18 protein-coding genes are annotated in these 18,698 nt (G+C 64.7%); 9 read left to right on the top strand and 9 right to left on the bottom strand.

Features of this window, described 5'->3' with window-relative positions; genetic code table 11:
• Nucleotides 1-205 precede the first annotated feature (205 nt).
• The 5 genes from OH705_RS07730 to rlmF all read left to right on the top strand — a co-directional run bounded on the left by OH705_RS07730 (nucleotide 206) and on the right by rlmF (nucleotide 6,600).
• A complete protein-coding gene (locus tag OH705_RS07730) occupies nucleotides 206-1,699 on the top strand; it encodes a leucyl aminopeptidase (protein ID WP_038706751.1) in 1,494 nt (497 codons plus the stop codon).
• Nucleotides 1,700-1,749: 50 nt separating this feature from the next.
• Entirely contained in the window at nucleotides 1,750-2,178 is a 429-nt protein-coding gene (locus OH705_RS07725) for a DNA polymerase III subunit chi (protein WP_023629112.1), read from the top strand.
• A gap of 5 nt (nucleotides 2,179-2,183) precedes the next feature.
• The gene (locus OH705_RS07720) at nucleotides 2,184-2,555 is read left to right on the top strand and encodes a DNA polymerase III subunit chi (protein WP_267301710.1); all 372 of its coding nucleotides are present in this window, start codon (nucleotides 2,184-2,186) and stop codon (nucleotides 2,553-2,555) included.
• Nucleotides 2,556-2,683: 128 nt separating this feature from the next.
• Entirely contained in the window at nucleotides 2,684-5,530 is a 2,847-nt protein-coding gene (locus OH705_RS07715; RefSeq protein WP_023629114.1) for a valine--tRNA ligase, read from the top strand.
• Nucleotides 5,531-5,649: 119 nt separating this feature from the next.
• A complete protein-coding gene (rlmF, locus tag OH705_RS07710) occupies nucleotides 5,650-6,600 on the top strand; it encodes a 23S rRNA (adenine(1618)-N(6))-methyltransferase RlmF (protein ID WP_267301707.1) in 951 nt (316 codons plus the stop codon).
• 47 nt (nucleotides 6,601-6,647) lie between these two features.
• Here rlmF and OH705_RS07705 read toward each other — a convergent pair whose 3' ends face one another.
• Nucleotides 6,648-6,929, bottom strand: a complete 282-nt coding sequence (locus tag OH705_RS07705; protein ID WP_008098055.1) for an HU family DNA-binding protein — start codon at nucleotides 6,927-6,929, stop codon at nucleotides 6,648-6,650.
• 391 nt (nucleotides 6,930-7,320) lie between these two features.
• On the opposite strand from OH705_RS07705, the gene yejK reads away from it, so the two are divergent.
• Complete coding sequence (yejK, locus tag OH705_RS07700; protein ID WP_267301703.1) at nucleotides 7,321-8,328, top strand: nucleoid-associated protein YejK; 1,008 nt, start codon at nucleotides 7,321-7,323, stop codon at nucleotides 8,326-8,328.
• A 344-nt stretch (nucleotides 8,329-8,672) separates the two neighbouring features.
• Nucleotides 8,673-8,915, top strand: coding sequence for a hypothetical protein (locus OH705_RS07695; protein WP_102683850.1), 243 nt, complete (start codon nucleotides 8,673-8,675; stop codon nucleotides 8,913-8,915).
• Between the two features lie 115 nt (nucleotides 8,916-9,030).
• On the opposite strand, the gene OH705_RS07690 is transcribed toward OH705_RS07695, so the two are convergent.
• The 6 genes from OH705_RS07690 to OH705_RS07665 form a co-directional block, all read right to left on the bottom strand.
• Nucleotides 9,031-9,327, bottom strand: a complete 297-nt coding sequence (locus tag OH705_RS07690) for a GIY-YIG nuclease family protein (RefSeq protein ID WP_094011703.1) — start codon at nucleotides 9,325-9,327, stop codon at nucleotides 9,031-9,033.
• A gap of 43 nt (nucleotides 9,328-9,370) precedes the next feature.
• Entirely contained in the window at nucleotides 9,371-9,841 is a 471-nt protein-coding gene (locus tag OH705_RS07685; RefSeq protein WP_023629130.1) for a nuclear transport factor 2 family protein, read from the bottom strand.
• 115 nt (nucleotides 9,842-9,956) lie between these two features.
• Complete coding sequence (locus OH705_RS07680) at nucleotides 9,957-11,237, bottom strand: CynX/NimT family MFS transporter (protein ID WP_110604801.1); 1,281 nt, start codon at nucleotides 11,235-11,237, stop codon at nucleotides 9,957-9,959.
• A gap of 13 nt (nucleotides 11,238-11,250) precedes the next feature.
• Nucleotides 11,251-11,919 carry a FadR/GntR family transcriptional regulator gene (locus tag OH705_RS07675; RefSeq protein ID WP_267301697.1) on the bottom strand — a complete coding sequence of 223 codons (669 nt, stop codon included), beginning with the start codon at nucleotides 11,917-11,919 and terminating at the stop codon, nucleotides 11,251-11,253.
• 464 nt (nucleotides 11,920-12,383) lie between these two features.
• Nucleotides 12,384-13,739: an amino acid permease gene (locus OH705_RS07670; protein WP_267301695.1), complete on the bottom strand. Its 1,356-nt coding sequence runs from the start codon at nucleotides 13,737-13,739 to the stop codon at nucleotides 12,384-12,386.
• Between the two features lie 49 nt (nucleotides 13,740-13,788).
• Complete coding sequence (locus OH705_RS07665) at nucleotides 13,789-14,730, bottom strand: AEC family transporter (RefSeq protein ID WP_023631898.1); 942 nt, start codon at nucleotides 14,728-14,730, stop codon at nucleotides 13,789-13,791.
• Between the two features lie 189 nt (nucleotides 14,731-14,919).
• Between OH705_RS07665 and OH705_RS07660 the strand changes: the two genes are divergently transcribed.
• Both OH705_RS07660 and OH705_RS07655 read left to right on the top strand, forming a co-directional pair.
• Complete coding sequence (locus tag OH705_RS07660; RefSeq protein WP_267301692.1) at nucleotides 14,920-16,554, top strand: phospholipase; 1,635 nt, start codon at nucleotides 14,920-14,922, stop codon at nucleotides 16,552-16,554.
• A gap of 14 nt (nucleotides 16,555-16,568) precedes the next feature.
• Nucleotides 16,569-16,757, top strand: coding sequence for a hypothetical protein (locus OH705_RS07655; protein WP_023632666.1), 189 nt, complete (start codon nucleotides 16,569-16,571; stop codon nucleotides 16,755-16,757).
• A 79-nt stretch (nucleotides 16,758-16,836) separates the two neighbouring features.
• Here OH705_RS07655 and OH705_RS07650 read toward each other — a convergent pair whose 3' ends face one another.
• The gene (locus OH705_RS07650) at nucleotides 16,837-17,397 is read right to left on the bottom strand and encodes a response regulator transcription factor (protein WP_023632665.1); all 561 of its coding nucleotides are present in this window, start codon (nucleotides 17,395-17,397) and stop codon (nucleotides 16,837-16,839) included.
• Entirely contained in the window at nucleotides 17,397-18,653 is a 1,257-nt protein-coding gene (locus OH705_RS07645; protein ID WP_038706754.1) for an ATP-binding protein, read from the bottom strand. Before OH705_RS07645 ends, OH705_RS07650 begins: the two co-directional genes overlap by 1 nt.
• Nucleotides 18,654-18,698 lie beyond the last annotated feature (45 nt).

The raw sequence follows: 18,698 nt of genomic DNA, 5'->3' as shown, positions 1-18,698 counted from the left end.
CTCCATGTAAAAGTGCGCGCATTATCCTGTGATTGACGGCGCCTGTCACTTGGCCGCGCACCTTGGCGCATGACGGGGTTGTCAGCAAGGTCGCGGCAAGCTCAAACTGGCAGCTTTTCCGCTGGCCGGCAAAGGTTGCCGGGGCGGTTTGACGAGCGCTTGCCCAAGACAGCGCCAACTGACAGATCATTCGGGGACCCCAGACATGGAACTGGTTGTAAAAAGCGTAGCCGCTGTATCCGTCAAGACCGCCACCCTGGTCGTGCCGGTGGGTGAAGGCCGCAAGCTCGGCGCCACCACCAAGGCCGTCGACCAGGCCACCGAAGGCGCCATCAGCGCGCTGCTCAAGCGCGGCGACCTGGCCGGCAAGCCGGGCCAGACTCTGCTGCTGCACAGCCTGCCGGGCCTGAAGGCCGAGCGCGTGCTGCTGGTCGGCAGCGGCAAGGACGAAGCCCTCGGCGACCGCGCCTGGCGCAAGCTGGTGGCCAGCGTCGCCGGCGTGCTCAAGGGCCTGGGTGGCGGCGACGCCGTGCTGGCCCTGGACGACATCGCCGTCACCGGCCGCGATGGCCACTACGGCAAGTACCGCCTGCTGGCCGAGACCCTGCTCGACGGCAACTACGTGTTCGACCGCTACAAGAGCCAGAAGGCCGAACCGCGCGCCCTGAAGAAAGTCACCCTGCTCACCGCCAAGGCTGGTCAGGCCGAGGCCGAGCGCGCCGTCAAGCATGCCAGCGCCATCGCCACCGGCATGGCCTTCACCCGCGACCTGGGCAACCTGCCGCCGAACGTCTGCCACCCGAGCTTCCTCGCCGAACAGGCCAAGGACCTGGGCAAGGCGCACAAGGGCCTCAAGGTCGAGGTGCTGGACGAGAAGAAGATCAAGGACCTGGGCATGGGCGCGTTCTACGCCGTGGGCCAGGGCAGCGACCAGCCACCACGGCTGATCGTGCTCAACTACCAGGGCGGCAAGAAGAGCGAAAAACCGTTCGTGCTGGTCGGCAAGGGCATCACCTTCGACACCGGCGGCATCAGCCTCAAGCCCGGCGCCGGCATGGACGAGATGAAGTACGACATGTGCGGCGCCGCCAGTGTGTTCGGCACCCTGCGCGCCGTGCTCGAGCTGCAACTGCCGATCAACCTGGTGTGCCTGCTGGCCTGCGCCGAAAACATGCCGAGCGGCGGCGCCACCCGTCCGGGCGACATCGTCACCACCATGAGCGGGCAGACCGTCGAGATCCTCAACACCGACGCCGAAGGCCGCCTGGTGCTGTGCGACACCCTCACCTACGCCGAACGCTTCAAGCCACAGGCGGTGATCGACATCGCCACCCTGACCGGCGCCTGCATCGTCGCCCTGGGCAGCCACACCTCCGGCCTGATGGGCAATGACGACGCCCTGGTCGGCCAACTGCTCGACGCCGGCAAGCGCGCCGACGACCGCGCCTGGCAGCTGCCGCTGTTCGATGAGTACCAGGAGCAGCTGGACAGCCCGTTCGCCGACATCGCCAACATCGGTGGCCCGAAGGCCGGCACCATCACCGCCGGCTGCTTCCTGTCGCGCTTCGCCAAGGCCTACCACTGGGCGCACCTGGACATCGCCGGCACTGCCTGGATCAGCGGCGGCAAGGACAAGGGCGCCTCGGGCCGCCCGGTACCGCTGCTCACCCAGTACCTGCTGGACCGCGCCGGCGCCTGATGGCGCGCAGCCGGTGGCGCCCCCGCGCCACCGGCCGGCACTTAACGATCATGAGCAAAGTCGATTTCTACATCCTGCCCAGCGACTCGCTGTCGGTGCGCCTGGATTTCGCCTGCAAGCTGTGCGAAAAGGCCTGGCGCCTCGGCCACCGGGTCTACCTGCACTGCCAGGACGAGGCGCAGCGCAGCGAACTTGACCTGCGCCTGTGGCAGTTCAAGGGCGAGGCCTTCTTGCCCCACGACCATGCCGAACAGCACCCCGACGCCGTTGTCGCGCTGGGTGTCGGCGCCGATGCTGGCCAACACCGTGACCTGCTGATCAACCTGGGTGGCGAGGTTCCGGCCTTTGTCGGCCAGTTCGAACGGGTCGCCGAAATCGTCGTCGAGGAGCCGGCCATCCGCCTGGCCGCTCGCGAGCGATTCCGTTTCTACCGCGAACAGGGCTATGCTCTGCAAGACCACCGCTTACAGCGACTTTGACGACGATGGACAAGCAGCTGAACTCCCTGACCCATTCCGCCCACCTGCTCGACGACCTCGAGTCGATCCGCGAGCTGCTGGGTGACGCCGACCTGCAACCGCCCCTGCTGACCGAAACCGTGGAGCAGATCCCCCTGCTGCTCGACGAGCCGAGCGCCGAAGCGTCCGCCGCCGCAGCGCCGGCACCGACTCCGGCACCCGAAGAGGATGCCCAGACCCGCCGCCAGGACACCCTGCTGCATCTGGACGCCGAACTGCGCGCCGCGGCGCAGTCGATCATGCAGGACGTGATCAACGACTTCACCCCGCACATCGAGACCGAGATCAAGCGCCGCCTCGATGCGCGGCTGGAACGGTTGCTCAAGCGTTCCGAGTAACCCTTCGTCCGCATCGCGGGGCAAGCCCGCTCCCTCAAGCGGGCTTGCCCGCTACACCTGTCTTGAAACGCGCAGCTTGGTTATACTTCCCGGCTTTCCCGAATTAATGCCTAAGGGTCCCGCCGCGCATGGATAAGACCTACCAGCCGCACGCCATCGAAACTTCCTGGTACAACACCTGGGAGTCCGAGAACTATTTCGCCCCACAAGGTGCAGGCGAGTCCTACACCATCATGATCCCGCCGCCGAACGTGACCGGCAGCCTGCACATGGGCCACGGCTTCAACAACGCGATCATGGACGCCCTGATCCGTTTCCGCCGCATGCAAGGGCGCGACACCCTGTGGCAGCCGGGCACCGACCACGCCGGTATCGCTACCCAGATGCTGGTCGAGCGCCAGCTCGAGGCCAAGGGCCAGAACCGCCACGACCTGGGCCGTGAGCAGTTCCTGGAGAAGGTCTGGGAGTGGAAGGACCAGTCGGGCGGCAACATCAGCCGCCAGATCCGCCGCCTGGGCTCGTCGGTGGACTGGAGCCGCGAGCGCTTCACCATGGACGACGGTCTCTCCGAGGCGGTCAAGGAAGCCTTCGTGCGCCTGCATGAAGACGGTCTGATCTACCGCGGCAAGCGCCTGGTCAACTGGGACACCAAGCTGCACACGGCAATCTCCGACCTCGAAGTGGAAAACCACGACGAGAAGGGCCACCTGTGGAACCTGCGCTATCCGCTGGCCGACGGCGCCAAGACCGCCGACGGCAAGGACCACCTGGTGGTCGCCACCACCCGTCCGGAAACCCTGCTCGGTGACGTCGCCGTTGCCGTCAACCCGAATGACGAGCGCTACCAGGCCCTGATCGGCAAGTTCGTCAAACTGCCGCTGGTCGGTCGTCTGATCCCGATCGTCGCCGATGACTATTGCGACCCCGAATTCGGCACCGGCTGCGTGAAGATTACCCCGGCCCACGATTTCAACGACTACGAAGTCGGCAAGCGCCACAACCTGCCGCTGCTGAACATCTTCGACAAGAACGCCACCGTGCTGGCCGCGGTGCAGGCATTCAACCTCGACGGCAGCGTCAACGAGCAGCTCGACACCTCGCTGCCGGCCCAGTACGCCGGCCTCGACCGCTTCGTCGCGCGCAAGCAGATGGTCGCCGACCTGGACGCCCAAGGCCTGCTGGTCAGCATCGACGACCACGCCCTGAAGGTGCCGAAAGGCGACCGCTCCGGCACCGTCATCGAGCCATGGCTGACCGACCAGTGGTACGTCTCCACCAAGCCGCTGGCCGAGCCTGCCATCGCCGCCGTCGAAGACGGCCGCATCCAGTTCGTGCCCAAGCAATACGAGAACATGTACTTCTCGTGGATGCGCGACATCCAGGACTGGTGCATCAGCCGCCAGCTGTGGTGGGGCCACCGCATCCCGGCCTGGTACGACGAGGCCGGCCAGGTCTATGTCGGCCGCGACGAGGCCGAAGTGCGCGCCAAGCACAACCTGGGCAACGATGTGAAACTGCGCCAGGATGACGACGTGCTCGACACCTGGTTCAGCTCGGGCCTGTGGACCTTCTCCACCCTGGGCTGGCCGGAACAGACCGAGTTCCTGAAGAAGTTCCACTCCACCGACGTGCTGGTCACCGGCTTTGACATCATTTTCTTCTGGGTCGCCCGGATGATCATGCTGACCATGCACCTGATCAAGAACGAGGACGGCACCCCGCAGGTACCGTTCAAGACCGTCTACGTGCACGGCCTGGTGCGTGATGGCCAGGGGCAGAAGATGTCCAAGTCCAAGGGCAACGTCCTCGACCCGCTGGACATCGTCGACGGCATCACCCTCGACGCCCTGCTGGAAAAACGCACCAGCGGCATGATGCAGCCCAAGCTCGCCGAGAAGATCGCCAAGCAGACCAAGGCCGAGTTCCCCGAAGGCATCGCCAGCTACGGCACCGACGCCCTGCGCTTCACCTTCTGCTCGCTGGCTTCCACCGGTCGTGACATCAAGTTCGACATGGGCCGCGTCGAAGGCTACCGCAACTTCTGCAACAAGATCTGGAACGCCGCCCGCTACGTGCTGGACAAGGGCGAGGACTGCGGCCAGAACGGCGAGGCCTACGAGCTGTCGCTGGCCGACCGCTGGATCATCTCGCAGCTGCAGCGTACCGAAGCCGAGGTGACCCGCCAGCTCGAGCAGTTCCGCTTCGACCTGGCCAGCCAGGCGCTGTACGAGTTCATCTGGAACCAGTACTGCGACTGGTACCTGGAGCTGTCCAAGCCGGTGCTGTGGGACGAGAATGCCCCGGTCGAGCGCGCCCGCGGCACCCGCCGCACCCTGGTACGCGTGCTGGAAGTGGCCCTGCGCCTGGCCCACCCGTTCATGCCGTTCATCACCGAAGAGATCTGGCAGCGCATCGCGCCGCTGGCCGGCATCAACGGCAAGACCATCATGCTGCAGCCATGGCCAGAAGCGAACGAAAGCCGCATCGACGCCGCCGCCGAAGGCGACATCGAGTGGCTCAAGGAGCTGATGGTCGGCCTGCGCAACATCCGCGCCGAGATGAACATCGGCCCGGGCAAGCCGCTGCCGCTGTTCCTGAAGAACGCCAATGCCGACGACCAGCGTCGCCTGCAGGAAAACGAAGCGCTGCTCAAGAAGCTGGCCAAGGTCGAGTCGTTCACCGTGCTCGGCGAACAGGACGAAGCACCACTGTCGGCCACCGCCCTGGTGGGTGACCTGCAAGTGCTGGTGCCGATGGCCGGCCTGATCGACAAGGACGCCGAGCTTGCGCGCCTGAGCAAGGAGATCCAGCGCCTGCAGGGTGAAGTGCAGCGCGTCGGCGGCAAGCTGTCCAACGCCGCCTTCGTCGACAAGGCCCCACCTGCGGTGATCGAGAAGGAACGCGCCAAGCTGGCCGAATCGGAGCAGGCCCTGGCCAACTTCACCGAACAGCATGCGCGGATTGCTGCGCTGTAATTCAAACGTGAAGCCATAGGGGGCTGCTTCGCAGCCCATCGCCGGCAAGCCGGCTCCCACAGGTACTGCACTATCCTGTGGGAGCCGGCTTGCCGGCGATGCTTTTTCAGGACCCCACCATGACCCAGAAACCCACCCTGCATCCGCGCAACCGCCACCAGGGCCGCTACGACTTCCCCGCCCTGATCAAGGCACATCCGGACCTGGCCCGCTTCACCATCACCAACCCCTACGGCAAACCCAGCATCGACTTCGCCAACCCTGAAGCCGTGCGGGTGTTCAACCGCGCCCTGCTCAAGGCCCAGTACGGCATCCAGCACAGGGACATCCCCGCCGACTACCTGTGCCCGCCGATCCCCGGCCGCGCCGACTACATCCATGTGCTGGCCGACCTGCTGGGCGAAGACAACGGCGGTGAAATCCCCCGTGGCGCCCAGGTGCACGCCCTGGATATCGGCGTCGGCGCCAACTGCATCTACCCCCTGCTCGGGCACAGCGACTACCGCTGGCGCTTCACAGGCTCCGACATCGACAGCGTGGCCCTGGCCTCGGCCAAGGCCATCGTCCAGGCCAACAAGCTCGACAAGGCCATCGGCCTGCGCCTGCAAGCGGATCGCAAGCACATCCTCAGCGGCCTGCTGCAGGCCGACGAGCGCTTTGACCTGACCCTGTGCAACCCGCCCTTCCACGCCTCGCGCGAGGAGGCCACCCGCGGCAGCCAACGCAAATGGAAGAACCTCGGCAAGCAGGACCCCAAGCGCAAGCTGCCGGTGCTGAACTTCGGGGGGCAGAACAATGAACTGTGGTGCGAAGGTGGCGAGATCCGCTTCGTCGCCCAGTTGGTCGCCGAAAGCGCGCAGTACGCCGCCCAGGTGCTGTGGTTCACCAGCCTGGTGTCCAAGGCCAGCAACCTGCCGGGTATCGAGGCAGCCTTGAAAAAGGCCGGGGTGAAGGACCTGCGCATCGTCGAAATGGGCCAGGGGCAGAAGCAGAGCCGCATGGTTGCCTGGAGTTTCCACGACGAGAGTGCACGCCAGCAATGGCACACCCTGCGCAAATCCCGGGCATGAAAAAACCGCGCCCGGGCAAGCCGGGCGCGGTTTCGTCAAATCAACAATTACTTGTTGATCGAGTCGCTCAGGGCTTTGGCAGGAACGAACTTGACGACTTTCTTGGCAGCGATTTCGATGGCGGCGCCAGTCGAAGGGTTACGGCCAGTACGGGCAGGGCGCTCGGAGACTTTCAGTTTGCCGATGCCTGGCAGGGTGATTTCGGCGCCGTTTTCCAGTTGGTCGGCGACGATCTGGCCCAGTTGCTCCAGAGCGTTACGCGCGGTGGTTTTCGGCGCGTCGATGGCTTCAGCGATATCGGCAATCAGTTGGTCTTTGGTCAGTGCCATGGTGGTGTTCCTTCCCTATCAAATTCAGTAGTTGTGCAGCGTGCTTGGTCGGTGGTCGGGCCAGCCCGGGACAATCCAGAGGCCGCGTCGATCGCGTATGTAGATACGCAAATCGGCGTTTGGTTCGACACTGCGCAAGCGATCTGCCAGCAATGCGCCACCCAAGGGGCGCAAGACCGCGCAAAGCTACCACAGGAATCGATAAATATCCGCTGCCGACTGCGTTTTTGTTCAGGTTTTTCGGGGCTTTCAGAAAAATCGCAAATATTTGAACAAAAAACGAACAACCGACATATACGCCAACATCTGGCCACTGCATCACCCTCGCCCTGGGTTAAACTGAGCGCCTTTTGCAGCGCGGCTTTTCACCGCTCCTATCACCGAGAATTACATGCCAATCCGTCATTGCATCGTTCACCTGATCGACAAGAAGCCCGATGGCAGCCCCGCCGTGCTCCATGCTCGCGACAGCGAACTGGCGGCCTCCGACGCCATCGAAAATCTGCTGGCCGACCTCAACGACAGCTACAACGCCAAGCAAGGCAAAGCCTGGGGTTTCTTCCACGGCGAGTCCGGCGCCTACCCGTTCAGTGGCTGGCTCAAGCAATATCAGGACGGGGAGAAAGACTTCGCCAGCTTCAGCCGCGTGGCCGTCGAGCACCTGCAGAAGCTGATGGAAGAATCCAACCTGTCCACCGGCGGCCACGTGCTGTTCGCCCACTACCAGCAAGGCATGACCGAATACCTGGCCATCGCCCTGCTGCATCACAGTGAAGGCGTGGCAGTTAACGCCGAGCTCGACGTGACCCCCTCGCGTCACCTGGACCTGGGCCAGCTGCACCTGGCGGCGCGGGTCAACTTGTCCGAGTGGAGAAACAACCAGAACTCCAAGCAGTACATCTCGTTCATCAAGGGCAAGAACGGCAAGAAAGTCTCGGATTACTTCCGCGATTTCATCGGTTGCCAGGAAGGCGTGGACGGCCCGGGCGAGACCCGCACCCTGCTCAAGGCCTTCAGCGACTTCGTCGAGAAAGAGGACCTGCCGGAAGAATCCGCCCGCGAGAAGACCCAGACCCTGGTCGACTACGCCACCACCCAGACCAAGCTGGGCGAGCCGGTAACGCTGGAAGAGCTCTCCAGCCTGATCGACGAAGACCGCCCCGAGGCGTTCTTCGACCATATCCGCAACAGCGACTATGGGCTGTCGCCGGAGATCCCGGCCGACAAACGCACCCTCAACCAGTTCCGCCGCTTCACCGGGCGTGCCGAAGGGTTGTCGATCAGCTTCGAGGCGCACCTGCTCGGCTCGAAGGTCGAGTATGACGAAGAAGCCGGGACGCTGGTCATCAAAGGCCTGCCGACCCAGCTGATCGATCAGTTGAAGCGACGCAAGGATTGAGATCGTCTGGGGCTGCGGCGCAGCCCCGGCAACCTCGGAAAGGTCTTCGATTTATAAGACTTCCCCCATTCCCTGTAGTCCATTTCCCAAACATACTCCCAAGCCCTTTCAAGCCATTGCGGTGGTCTGGGTTGGCCTCTAGTCTCGGGCGGTCGCTGCATATTCAGCGATCGGCTTTGACAGGCCGCTGAGAACCTTTTGCATGGCTTGCTCTATGGCGGTTGTGCGTGGGGCACCTCGTGTGCGCCGGGTCAGGTTCTCTCACCGGTCTGTCAACCCACGCATAGCTGCCACCCACTTGTTTGACAGCAGTTGGTGGTGGCCCTTCTGAGAGAGCCAAGCCAATGCTGAAGATTGTCCCCGATCCACCCCACAACCCTCATTCCCTCGAAGACACCCTCATCCAGGCCACCGAGTACGCCCTATGCGCCTTGACCGTGGCCCATCATGCCGTGCAGCTCAAACCCAAGTCGCCGGCCGCCGTGCTGATGATGGCGTCGATGCATGAGATGGAGTCGCTGCGTGTGTTGCTCGAAGCGGCGTTGATCCAGGTGCAGATGCCGGCACAGGCACCGACGTTGCATTAAGCCAGATCGCCGGGCAAGCCCACTCCCACACCAGAACTTCGCAGTACCTAGCTACGTGGGAGCGGGCTTGCCCCGCGATGGCGCCCGCACAGCATGGCCAAGGCGCCGCAACGTGTCATGGGTCCGTGGCGAGACCAATATAGGAGGCCACCAACGCCTCCTTCGCCGCCTTGCGCAGCTTCTTCACCAAACGCTCCTGGCGCAGCGCCTCGCCTTTGTCCGGCCACTGCTCCACATACACCAGCGCCTGCGCCGGGCTGGTCTTGAAATACCGCGCGCCCTGCCCTTTCTGGTGCTTGATGAAGCGCCGCTGCGGATCGTCGCTGATACCGCAGTACAGCGAGCCATTGGCGGCACGCACCAGATAGACGTACCAGGGTTTGCAGTCGGGGGAAGGCGCTGTTTCGCTCACGGCTCGGTTCGGTGCAACGGAAGAAGGCCGCCAGCTTAACGCCTCAGCACGCCTGCTGGAATGCGCGAAGCCCCTTGAACGCCTGTTGGCGCACCTTGTTCTGCAGCATCGGCGACCAGCCCAGCAGCACGCCCGGCATGCCCAGGGCCTGCCGCGACCAGCGCCACAGGTCGAAGGTATCGTCGTGCTGGCAGATCAGGCCGTCACGGATCACGAAGCGCGCCTGGATATCGTTGACCACCACCCGCCCGGTCTGGCTGAACAGATAGGTCGCCACCCAGTGCGCGCCGCCACCGCGCTCGTCGCTGCGCACGCTGTCGAAGGTCAGGGTGAAGTCCTTGGCACGGCGGGTGAGCATGCGCCACATGTCCCCGGCATCCTGCCCGCGCAAGGTGCCGAAGACCGGATCGCTGAAAACGATGTCGTCGCTGTAGCAGGCCACCATGGCCTCGGCGTCCAGGCGCTGGAAGGCCTGGTAGAAACGGGTGATCAGGGCGCTGTTGGCATCGCTCATTGGCGGTTATCCGTACTGGGGCTCGAGAAGCGCAAGATAGTCCCCGCCGGGCTTTGGCGCCACAGCCATTTGCGCCATGAATGGTGCCGAAGCCCCAGGCATGTGCCGACAGCTCTCAGACCCGCTCGCTGACCACACCCACATGCAACGCACGCCCGGCACCCAACCCGAACACAATGGCGCCGATCCCCAGTACCGCGAAGATCCAGCCAACCGCGCCCCAGCCCCCGGTCAGGTCATGCACCAGCCCCACCGCGAACGGCCCCATGGAGGCCAGCGTGTAGCCCACGCCCTGGGCCATGCTCGACAGGTTGGCCGCCACATGGGCGTCCTTGGAGCGCAGCACGATCAAGGTCAACGCCAGGGCAAAGGTGCCGCCCTGGCCCAGCCCCAACAGGATCGCCCAGCCCCACAGCCCTTCCAGTGGCGCGTACAGGCAGCCGAACAGCCCGCCCAGGGTCACCAGCATCACCACCACGATGGCCAGGCGCTGATCCTTGCCGCGCGTCGCCAGCCATGGCGCACTCAGCGAACTGACCAGTTGCACGATCACCGAGCCGGACAGCACCAGCCCCGCCTCGGTCGGGCTCAGCCCACGGCCGATCAGGATCGACGGCAACCAGCCGAACACGATATACGCCAGCGACGACTGCAGGCCCATGTACAGGGTCACCTGCCATGCCAGCGGATCACGCCACAGGCCCTGCACCCGGTAGGCCACCTTGTGCACGCCATGGCCCTGGCGCGACTGCGGCAGCCACACCAGCATCGCCAGCAGCGCCGGTAGCACCCAGAAGCCCAGCCCCAGCGCCCAGCTGTCATCGAAGTGGCGGGTCAAGGGCACCGTGGCACCGGCGGCCATTGCCGCGCCCAGGCACAGCGCCATGGTGTAGACGCCGGTCAGGGTGCCTGCATGTTGTGGGAAATCGCGTTTGACGATGCCGGGCAGCAGCACGCCGATGATGCCGATGCTCGCACCGGCCATCAGGCTGCCGATGAACACGCCGGTGGCGCCCAGGGCACTGCGCACCAGGATGCCCAGCGCGAGGGTCAGCAAGATGCCGAGGATGACCCGTTCGCTGCCGAAGCGTCGTGCCAGGATCGGCGCCAGCGGCGCGAACAGCCCCAGGCACAGCACCGGCAAGGTGGTCAGCAGGCCCGCCTGCGATGCGCTGAGCCCCAGCCCTTCGGACACCTGCCCGAGTACGGGCGACATGCTCGACAACGCCGGACGCAGGTTCAGCGCCACCAGTACCAGGCCCAGCAGCAACAGCCAGGGCCGGCGTAGAAGCACAGGCTGTTGCTGGACTTGCTCATCGTCGGCCTCGGCGTCGATCAGCAGTTCTTCGAGGTCCGCCTCGCGGGGCGCGGTGTTGCGGGTCAGTTGTTCGGCCATGGCCTTCTCGTGGTCAGGATTCGATGAGGGTCCGGCTCAGGTGCTTGGCCCGCTCCGGATCACGTTGTTCGAGGGCGTCGAGGATCTGCCCGTGCAGGTCGAATACGGCCTGGCAACGGGGGACGGTCGTCATGTTGTGCTGCAGGGCCGCGCCGACCACACCGGAAAAGTAGCGGTACAGCTCGCTCAAGGCGGGGTTGTGGGCGGCGTCCACCAGGCGCTGGTGGAAGACCAGGTCGCATTCGACATAGGCATCCACATTGCCGTGGTAGTGCTGCGCGCTGTGTTGCAGGGCGTCGCGCAGTGCCTGCAGGTCGGTTTCGGTGCGGCGCAACGCGGCCAGGCCGATGGCTTGTGTTTCCAGGATATGGCGGGTTTCGCGGGCGTGTTCGACGGCGCAGCGCGACATCACCTGTACGGCATGCAGTGGGTCCACGGCGGTGCGCAGGTAGCTGCCGTCGCCCTGGCGGACTTCCACCAGGCCGCTGAAGGCCAGGACGCGCATGGCCTCGCGCACGGTGTTGCGGCTGATGCCCAGGTCGCTGGCCAGCTCCGGTTCGGTGGGCAAGCGCTGGCCTACTGACCAGGTGCCCTGGGCGATGCGCTCGCGGAGTTGGTCTACGGCTTGTTCTACCAGGCTGCGTTTGCTGAGCGGGGTCACGGGGGGATTACGTCCAGTCATCGGATGAATTGCTTGACGATAGCGGGTTGGTGGGGGTGGTGCAAGGGACGGGAGGTGTTGTTCTTTAAGTGGCTGTTTTGAGTTTTACATGCACATTCCCGGAAGATGTCGACTTTTAGTCACCTTTCCGCCTTTACGGCGGCTTACTTTTCTCTTGGGAAAAGTAAGCAAGACCGTTCGGCTCCGTTCATACGGCCCCTGCGCTGCGCTCCGGGGTTCCCTCGCTCCGGGCTTGCTCCGGGAGTACGCGCCGACGGGCCATCCATGGCCTGATCGGCGCTCGACGGGCATCCATGCCCGTCGCCTCCCTACGCAAGCCCTGCACTCGGCCTCCTGAAGTCGCAATCGGCGGCGCCTGAGCTACCGTGCGCTTAGAAGCAAGAGCAAGAGCAAGAAATTCGAGTTTCGTGGTTGGCAGTGGCGATGTTATCGCCACTGCGATCCTGAAACCGACATGGAGCAGATCAGGCCTGACGTGCCTTCTTCATCCGGAACGCCACCCACAGCACGGCGATCCACGCCGGGATCAGCATCACCGAGATACGGATTGGCGGGGTTAGGTACATCACCACCAGGATCAGCACAATGAACGCCAGGCACAGGTAGTTGCTCAGCGGGTGCCACAGGCTCTTGTAGAACGGCGTGATGCCGGCCGCCAGCTTGGCCTTGCGGAACTTCAGGTGGGTGATGCTGATGCTCGCCCAGTTGATCACCAGCGCCGATACCGCCAGGGCCATCAGCAGGCCGAAGGCCTCGCCCGGCATCAGGTAGTTGATCAGCACGCACAGGCCGGTGGCAAAGGCCGACACGCCCAGCGCGGTGAGCGGCACGCCACGGCGGCTGACCTTGAGCAGCTGGCGCGGCGCGTCACCTTGCGTGGCCAGGCCGAACAGCATGCGGCTGTTGGCGTACACGCAGCTGTTGTAGACCGACAGCGCGGCGGTCAGCACCACGATGTTGAGGATGGTCGCCACCAGGTCGCTGTCCAGTTCGTGGAAGATCATCACGAACGGGCTGCCGCCCTGCACCACCTTCTGCCAGGGATACAACGACAACAGCACGGCCAGCGCGCCGATGTAGAAGATCAGGATGCGATAGACCACCTGGTTGGTCGCCTTCGGGATGCTCTCACGCGGGTTGGCCGCTTCGGCGGCGGTGATGCCCACCAGCTCCAGGCCGCCAAAGGAGAACATGATAACCGCCAGGGCCATGATCAGCCCGGTGACGCCATTGGGGAAGAAGCCGCCGTACTGCCACAGGTTGGCGACGCTGGCATCCGGCCCGCCGTGGCCGTTGCCCAGCAGCCAGGCGCCGAAGCCGATCATGCTGACGATGGCCACCACCTTCACCAGGGCGAACCAAAACTCCATTTCGCCATACACCTTCACCTGGGTCAGGTTGATGGCGTTGATCACCACGAAGAAAATCGCCGCAGTGGCCCAGGTCGGGAAGTCCGGCCACCAGTACTGCACATAGATCCCCACGGCCGTGAGCTCGGCCATGCCGACCAGCACGTACACCACCCAGTAGTTCCAGCCCGAGACGAAACCGGCGAACTCGCTCCAGTACTGGTGCGCGAAGTGGCTGAAACTGCCGGCGACCGGCTCCTCGACCACCATTTCGCCCAACTGGCGCATGATCAGGAAGGCCATCAGGCCGGCGATGGCATAGCCCAACAGCACCGACGGGCCGGCCAGCTGGATGGTCTGGGCGATGCCCAGGAACAGCCCGGTGCCAATGGCCCCGCCCAGCGCGATCAGCTGGATATGGCGATTCTTCAGCCCGCGCTGCAAGCGCTCGGGCGTGCTCTGGTCTTGCATGAAGTGTCCTTTAGGTGAGGCAGTGTTATTGGTTTTGCTTGCAACTGGACTAGATCCATCCACCCCATTGCAAGAAGAAAATCCCGACGTTCGTGGTGACGGCGGCCATCAGTGTAGTGATCACGATGATCGACGCCGCCAGTTCATGGTTGCCGTTGGCCTCCCGCGCCATCACATAGCTGGCCGCCGCAGTGGGGCTGGCGATGTAGAGGAACAGGATGCCCAGCTCGGCACCACGGAACCCGCACAGCCAGGCACCCAGGGTGCCCAGCAGCGGCAGCCAGACCATCTTCGCCAGGCTGACATCGACGGCCAGCCTGCCACTGTCGCGCAAGGCCGCCAGCGACAGGGTGCCACCGATGCAGATCAGCGCCAGCGGCAGGGTCATCTGCGCCAGGTAGTCGCCGGAGGTCAGCAGCCAGTTGGGCAGCGGCACCTGGCCGTAGGCCATGGGTGTTGCCACCAGCACGCTGAGGATCAACGGGTTGCTGAGGATGCTCTTGCAGATGCTCCACGGGTCGGACTTCAGGTCCGGGCTGTACACCGCCAGTACCACCGCCGACAGCGAGTTGTACATGAGGATCACCAACCCGGCCAGCACCGCGCCGAGGGATATACCGTAGTCGCCATACAGGCTGGCCGCCAGTGCCAGGCCGATCACGCCGTTGTTGCCGCGAAACGCGCCTTGCGTGTAGATGCCGCGGTCAGCCCGCGGGCAGCGCCAGATCGCCAGGCCCCAGGCCAGACCGAAGCACGCCAGCGTCGCGCCGACAAAGTAGAGCATCACCCCTGGTTTCACCGCCGACGCCAGGTCGGCGTGGTAGATGCCGAGGAACAGCAGCGCCGGCATGCACACGTTGAACACCAGCTTGGAGGCGACCCGGTTGAAGTTGTCGTCGATCAAGCGGATGCGCTTGAGCAGCACGCCCATGAACAGCATGGCGAACACAGGGGCCGTGATGTTCAGTGTCTGGATGAGTAGGGCGAGCATGCAACGTGGTCCCGGGAAATGCCGTTAGGGAGCGCAATCATACGTGAGAGCCGGGGGCTTGCGCCCGCCACAGCTGCCAGATGCCAGCACAAAGGGCTCTTGACCTAGGAAATTTCCTACATATGATATGCACTGCTGTATATACATACAGTAAAAAATGGATTGTCCAGACATTGCAAGGAGCAAATCATGTCAGGAATGCACGCTGCACCTCTGGCCGCGAAGGCCCATGCCACGCTGGTGGTCGCTGACCTCGACCAGCTGTTCGATGAGCACGGTATCGCCCTGCCCGGCCCCGACAGCCATCTGGTACTGGTCATGCACGGTCACCACACCCTCAAGTATCACCGCCCTGCGCCACCGTCGGCTGGCGGCAAAGCTGCTCAGCGCGGCCCGGAGCTCTTGTTCGAAGGCGCCGAACACACCGCCATCGGCGACAACGCCCTGCTGCGCTACGAGGTGGGCCAACCGGGCATCCCCGCCCATCAGTCGCCGCTGCCACTGCCCAACGGCCTGAACCTGACCTATGGCCAGGTGATCGCCCTGGGCGGCGATTTCTATGGCTTGCCCGAGCGCCCGATCGCCGATGGCGGCACCGACGCCGAACGGATCGAGCGCTTCATCCAGGCCTTCGACTCCCTGGCGCGCCTGCAGGCGGCCAAGGCGGAAGCCGAACAGATCCTCGCGGTCATGCAGGAAGAAATCCGCGCCGCCAACCAGGCCATCAAGGACGGCCGGCAGCCCCATGAAGCCTATGATGCACTGGGCGACAGCCTGTCGGCACGCTGGAACCGCATCACCGGCGGCGGCAGCTTCGCCTCCGACCTGTTCCCCCTGGGCCGCTACCTGAAACTGGCCGCCAGCAACTGGGACCACTTCGGCCCCTGGGCGCTGCTGGCCTACCAGGCCGGCCACGCCGCCGCCCTGCAGCAGGCGCTGAAAGCCCGCGCCAGCGGCGCCGAACGCGACCTGCAACTGGCCTATGCGATGAACGCCTTCGCCGACCACTTCCTCACCGACCTGTTCTCCGCCGGCCACCTGCGGGTGCCGCGCAAGGCCCTGGCCGAAACCGTCACGCCGAGCGACGTCGGCTCGCTGATCTCGCGCTTCATGCACGACGAGGACAGCAAGTACGGCCTGGCCGTGCGCAATGCCGAGGGCGAGCAATGGCGCGCCTACGGCGACAAGCGCTACTTCGACAGCGTCGATGTGGCCAACCGTCGTCAAGTGACGCGCGCCGTGCAGCGCTCGGTCGATGAAGTGTTCCAGGCCTTCGCCGAGGGCCGCACGCCCCAGGCCAAGGACTTTTCGGCCCTGCGCCTGGCGCCCGACCTGCGCGCCGCCGAACAGGACCTGGTGCCCGGCAACTTCGCCGCGCTGTACTTCCAGGACGGCAAGGCGGTGCTGCGGCGCAAGGACGTCAACGACCTCAACGACCGCAACCGCATCAGCGACTGGTGGGGCTGGAGCACCTACCTGCTGCTCAAGGACTACAAGCCGAACAAGCCCACCGGTTTCATCGACGCCCCCGCCACCGCGCCGGTGATCACCGGCTGGGAGCGCCGTGAGCCCGATGGCCTGAACTGGCAACGGGGCAACGCGGTGCGCTATGCCTTCAGCATCACCGACCAGCTCAACGAGTCGTACATTGGCCCATGGAGCGGCTATGCCGAGCTCACCGACCAGTTCCACCCGAGCGTGCAGGTGCCTGCGGACGGTAAGCAACGCGGGCGCAACCTGTTCCGCCAGTTCCGCGGCGGTTCGCCGGAACTGATCGCCAGCCTGGACGCAAAGACAACGCTCTATATCGATCGCAACGCGTGACAAGGAGGTCACCGATGAATATCAAGGTCAAACTGGAACTGGCTTCGGGCCAGTCGATGGAAGGCATGCCGCTGGAGTTGCTGCGCGATGGCAAGGTGATTGGCCGGGCGAAAGTGCCGGCAGGGGGACAGATGGCGTTCGAGGCGCCATCGGGAGCAGGACAGCTTGCGGTGCGGGTTGACCGCTCGGGAGGGAAAGCCTGACAAAACGCAGGGGGCCACTACGTGGCCCTTTCGTGGCGACGAACCGCGACGATGGGGCGCGCAGCGCCCCAAGTGGACTTCAGCGCCGGACCGGGCGCTTTTGCAGCTTGCGCTGCAAAGTGCGCCGGTGCATGCCCAGCGCCCGCGCCGTGGCGGAGATATTGCCTTCGTGCTCGCCCAGCACGCGCTGGATGTGCTCCCACTGCAGGCGATCCACCGACATCGGGTTTTCCGGCACCAGGGTATCCAGGTCGGTATGCTCCGAGAGCAGCGCCGCCAGCACATCGTCGGCGTCGGCCGGTTTGCACAGGTAGTTGCAGGCCCCGCGCTTGACCGCCTCGACCGCCGTGGCGATGCTCGAGTAACCGGTCAGGATCACCACGCGCATCTCCGGATCCAGCTCCAGTAGCTTGGGTAGCAAGACCAGCCCCGAGTCGCCCTCCATCTTCAGGTCCAGCGTGGCGTAGTCGGGCAGGTCCTGCTCGGCAAGCTTCAAGCCTTCCTCAGCGGAACCCGCAGTGCTCACACGGAAGCCACGACGCGACATCGCCCGGGCCATCACCCGGGTGAAGGTGGCGTCGTCATCCACCAGCAGCAGGTGCGGCAGCTCTTCGCCTTCGACCTGGTTTTCTTCGCTCATCATGCATCTCCTCGCTTGCCATGGGGCAGGCGCAATTCGGTCAGGGTGCCACCCTGCTCATGACTATAGAGTTTCACCGAACCGCCCGCACGCGTCACGCTGGCCTTGCTCAAGAACAGGCCAAGGCCGAAGCCTTTGCCCTTGGTGGTAATGAAAGGTTTGCCGATAGCCTCGGCGATGGCCGGCGGTACGCCGGGGCCATGGTCGCGGATGCTGATGACGATATCCTGGGCGTCCCAGTCCAGGCGCACCTCCAGGTCGTCCGGGCAGGCATCGGCGGCATTGTTCAACAGGTTCAGCAGGGCCTGGGTCAGGTCTGGTGGCGGCGTCAGCCGCGGCACCACGCCATCGCGCAGGCGCTGGAAGCGGTAGCTGGCTTCCGGGCGCATCAGGTGCCAGCGGTTGAGCGCCTCGTCGAGCCAGGCGGTGACATCCTGCTCGACGATCGCCAGGCGCCGGTTGGCCTCGGCGGCGCGCACCAGCTGCTGCAGGGTCTCCTTGCACAGCTTGACCTGGTCCTGAAGGATCTGCAGGTCTTCCTGCAACAGCGGGTCGGCGTGGTCCTGGCGCATTTCGTTGAGCAGCACGCTCATGGTCGCCAGCGGCGTGCCCAGTTCGTGGGCGGCGCCAGCGGCCTGGGTGGCCACGGCCAGCAACTGCTCGTCGCGCAGGCTTTCCTCGCGGCGCTCGGCACGCAGGTTCTCCTGACGGCGCAACTCCTCGGCCATGCGCGCGGCGAAGAAGGTGATCACCCCTGCGGCCAGGGCGATGCTCAGCCACATGCCGTAGACCTGCATGGTGTCACGCGCCAGCGGCAGCGTTTCCAGCGGGTAGTACTGCACCAGCAACAGGCTGTAGGCCACCAGGGCGATACCTGAAAGCACCAGCGAGTAGAGCCACGGCAAGGTCACCGCGGCGATGGCCAATGGCACCAGGTAATAGGAGACGAAGGGGTTGGTCGAGCCGCCCGAGTAATAAAGCAGGGCACTGTGGATCAGCAGGTCGCAGGCCAGCTGCAGGGCGTACTCGAGCTCGGTGACCGGCAGCGACAGGCGCAGGCGCAGGGCGGTGAACGCGCACAGCAGCGACGACAGGGCCAGCGTGACTGCCAGCGAGAACCACGGCAGCGGCAGCAGCTCGGTCCAGTAGGCCACGCCTACCGAGCCCGCCTGGGCCGCCAGGACGAGGATGCGGATGAAGGTCAGGCGCCACAGGTTCTGGCGTGTGGCAGACAACGGATGTGCGACGGCGAGCATGAGCTCTCCCAATGAGTGCTCCAGGAAAATCGGCTGGAGTATACC

This window comes from Pseudomonas sp. BJa3, assembly GCF_026343815.1.
GTDB lineage: Bacteria > Pseudomonadota > Gammaproteobacteria > Pseudomonadales > Pseudomonadaceae > Aquipseudomonas > Aquipseudomonas soli.
The sequence above is the reverse complement of the archived record's forward strand: the minus strand, read 5'-3'. Positions and strand labels throughout refer to the sequence as shown.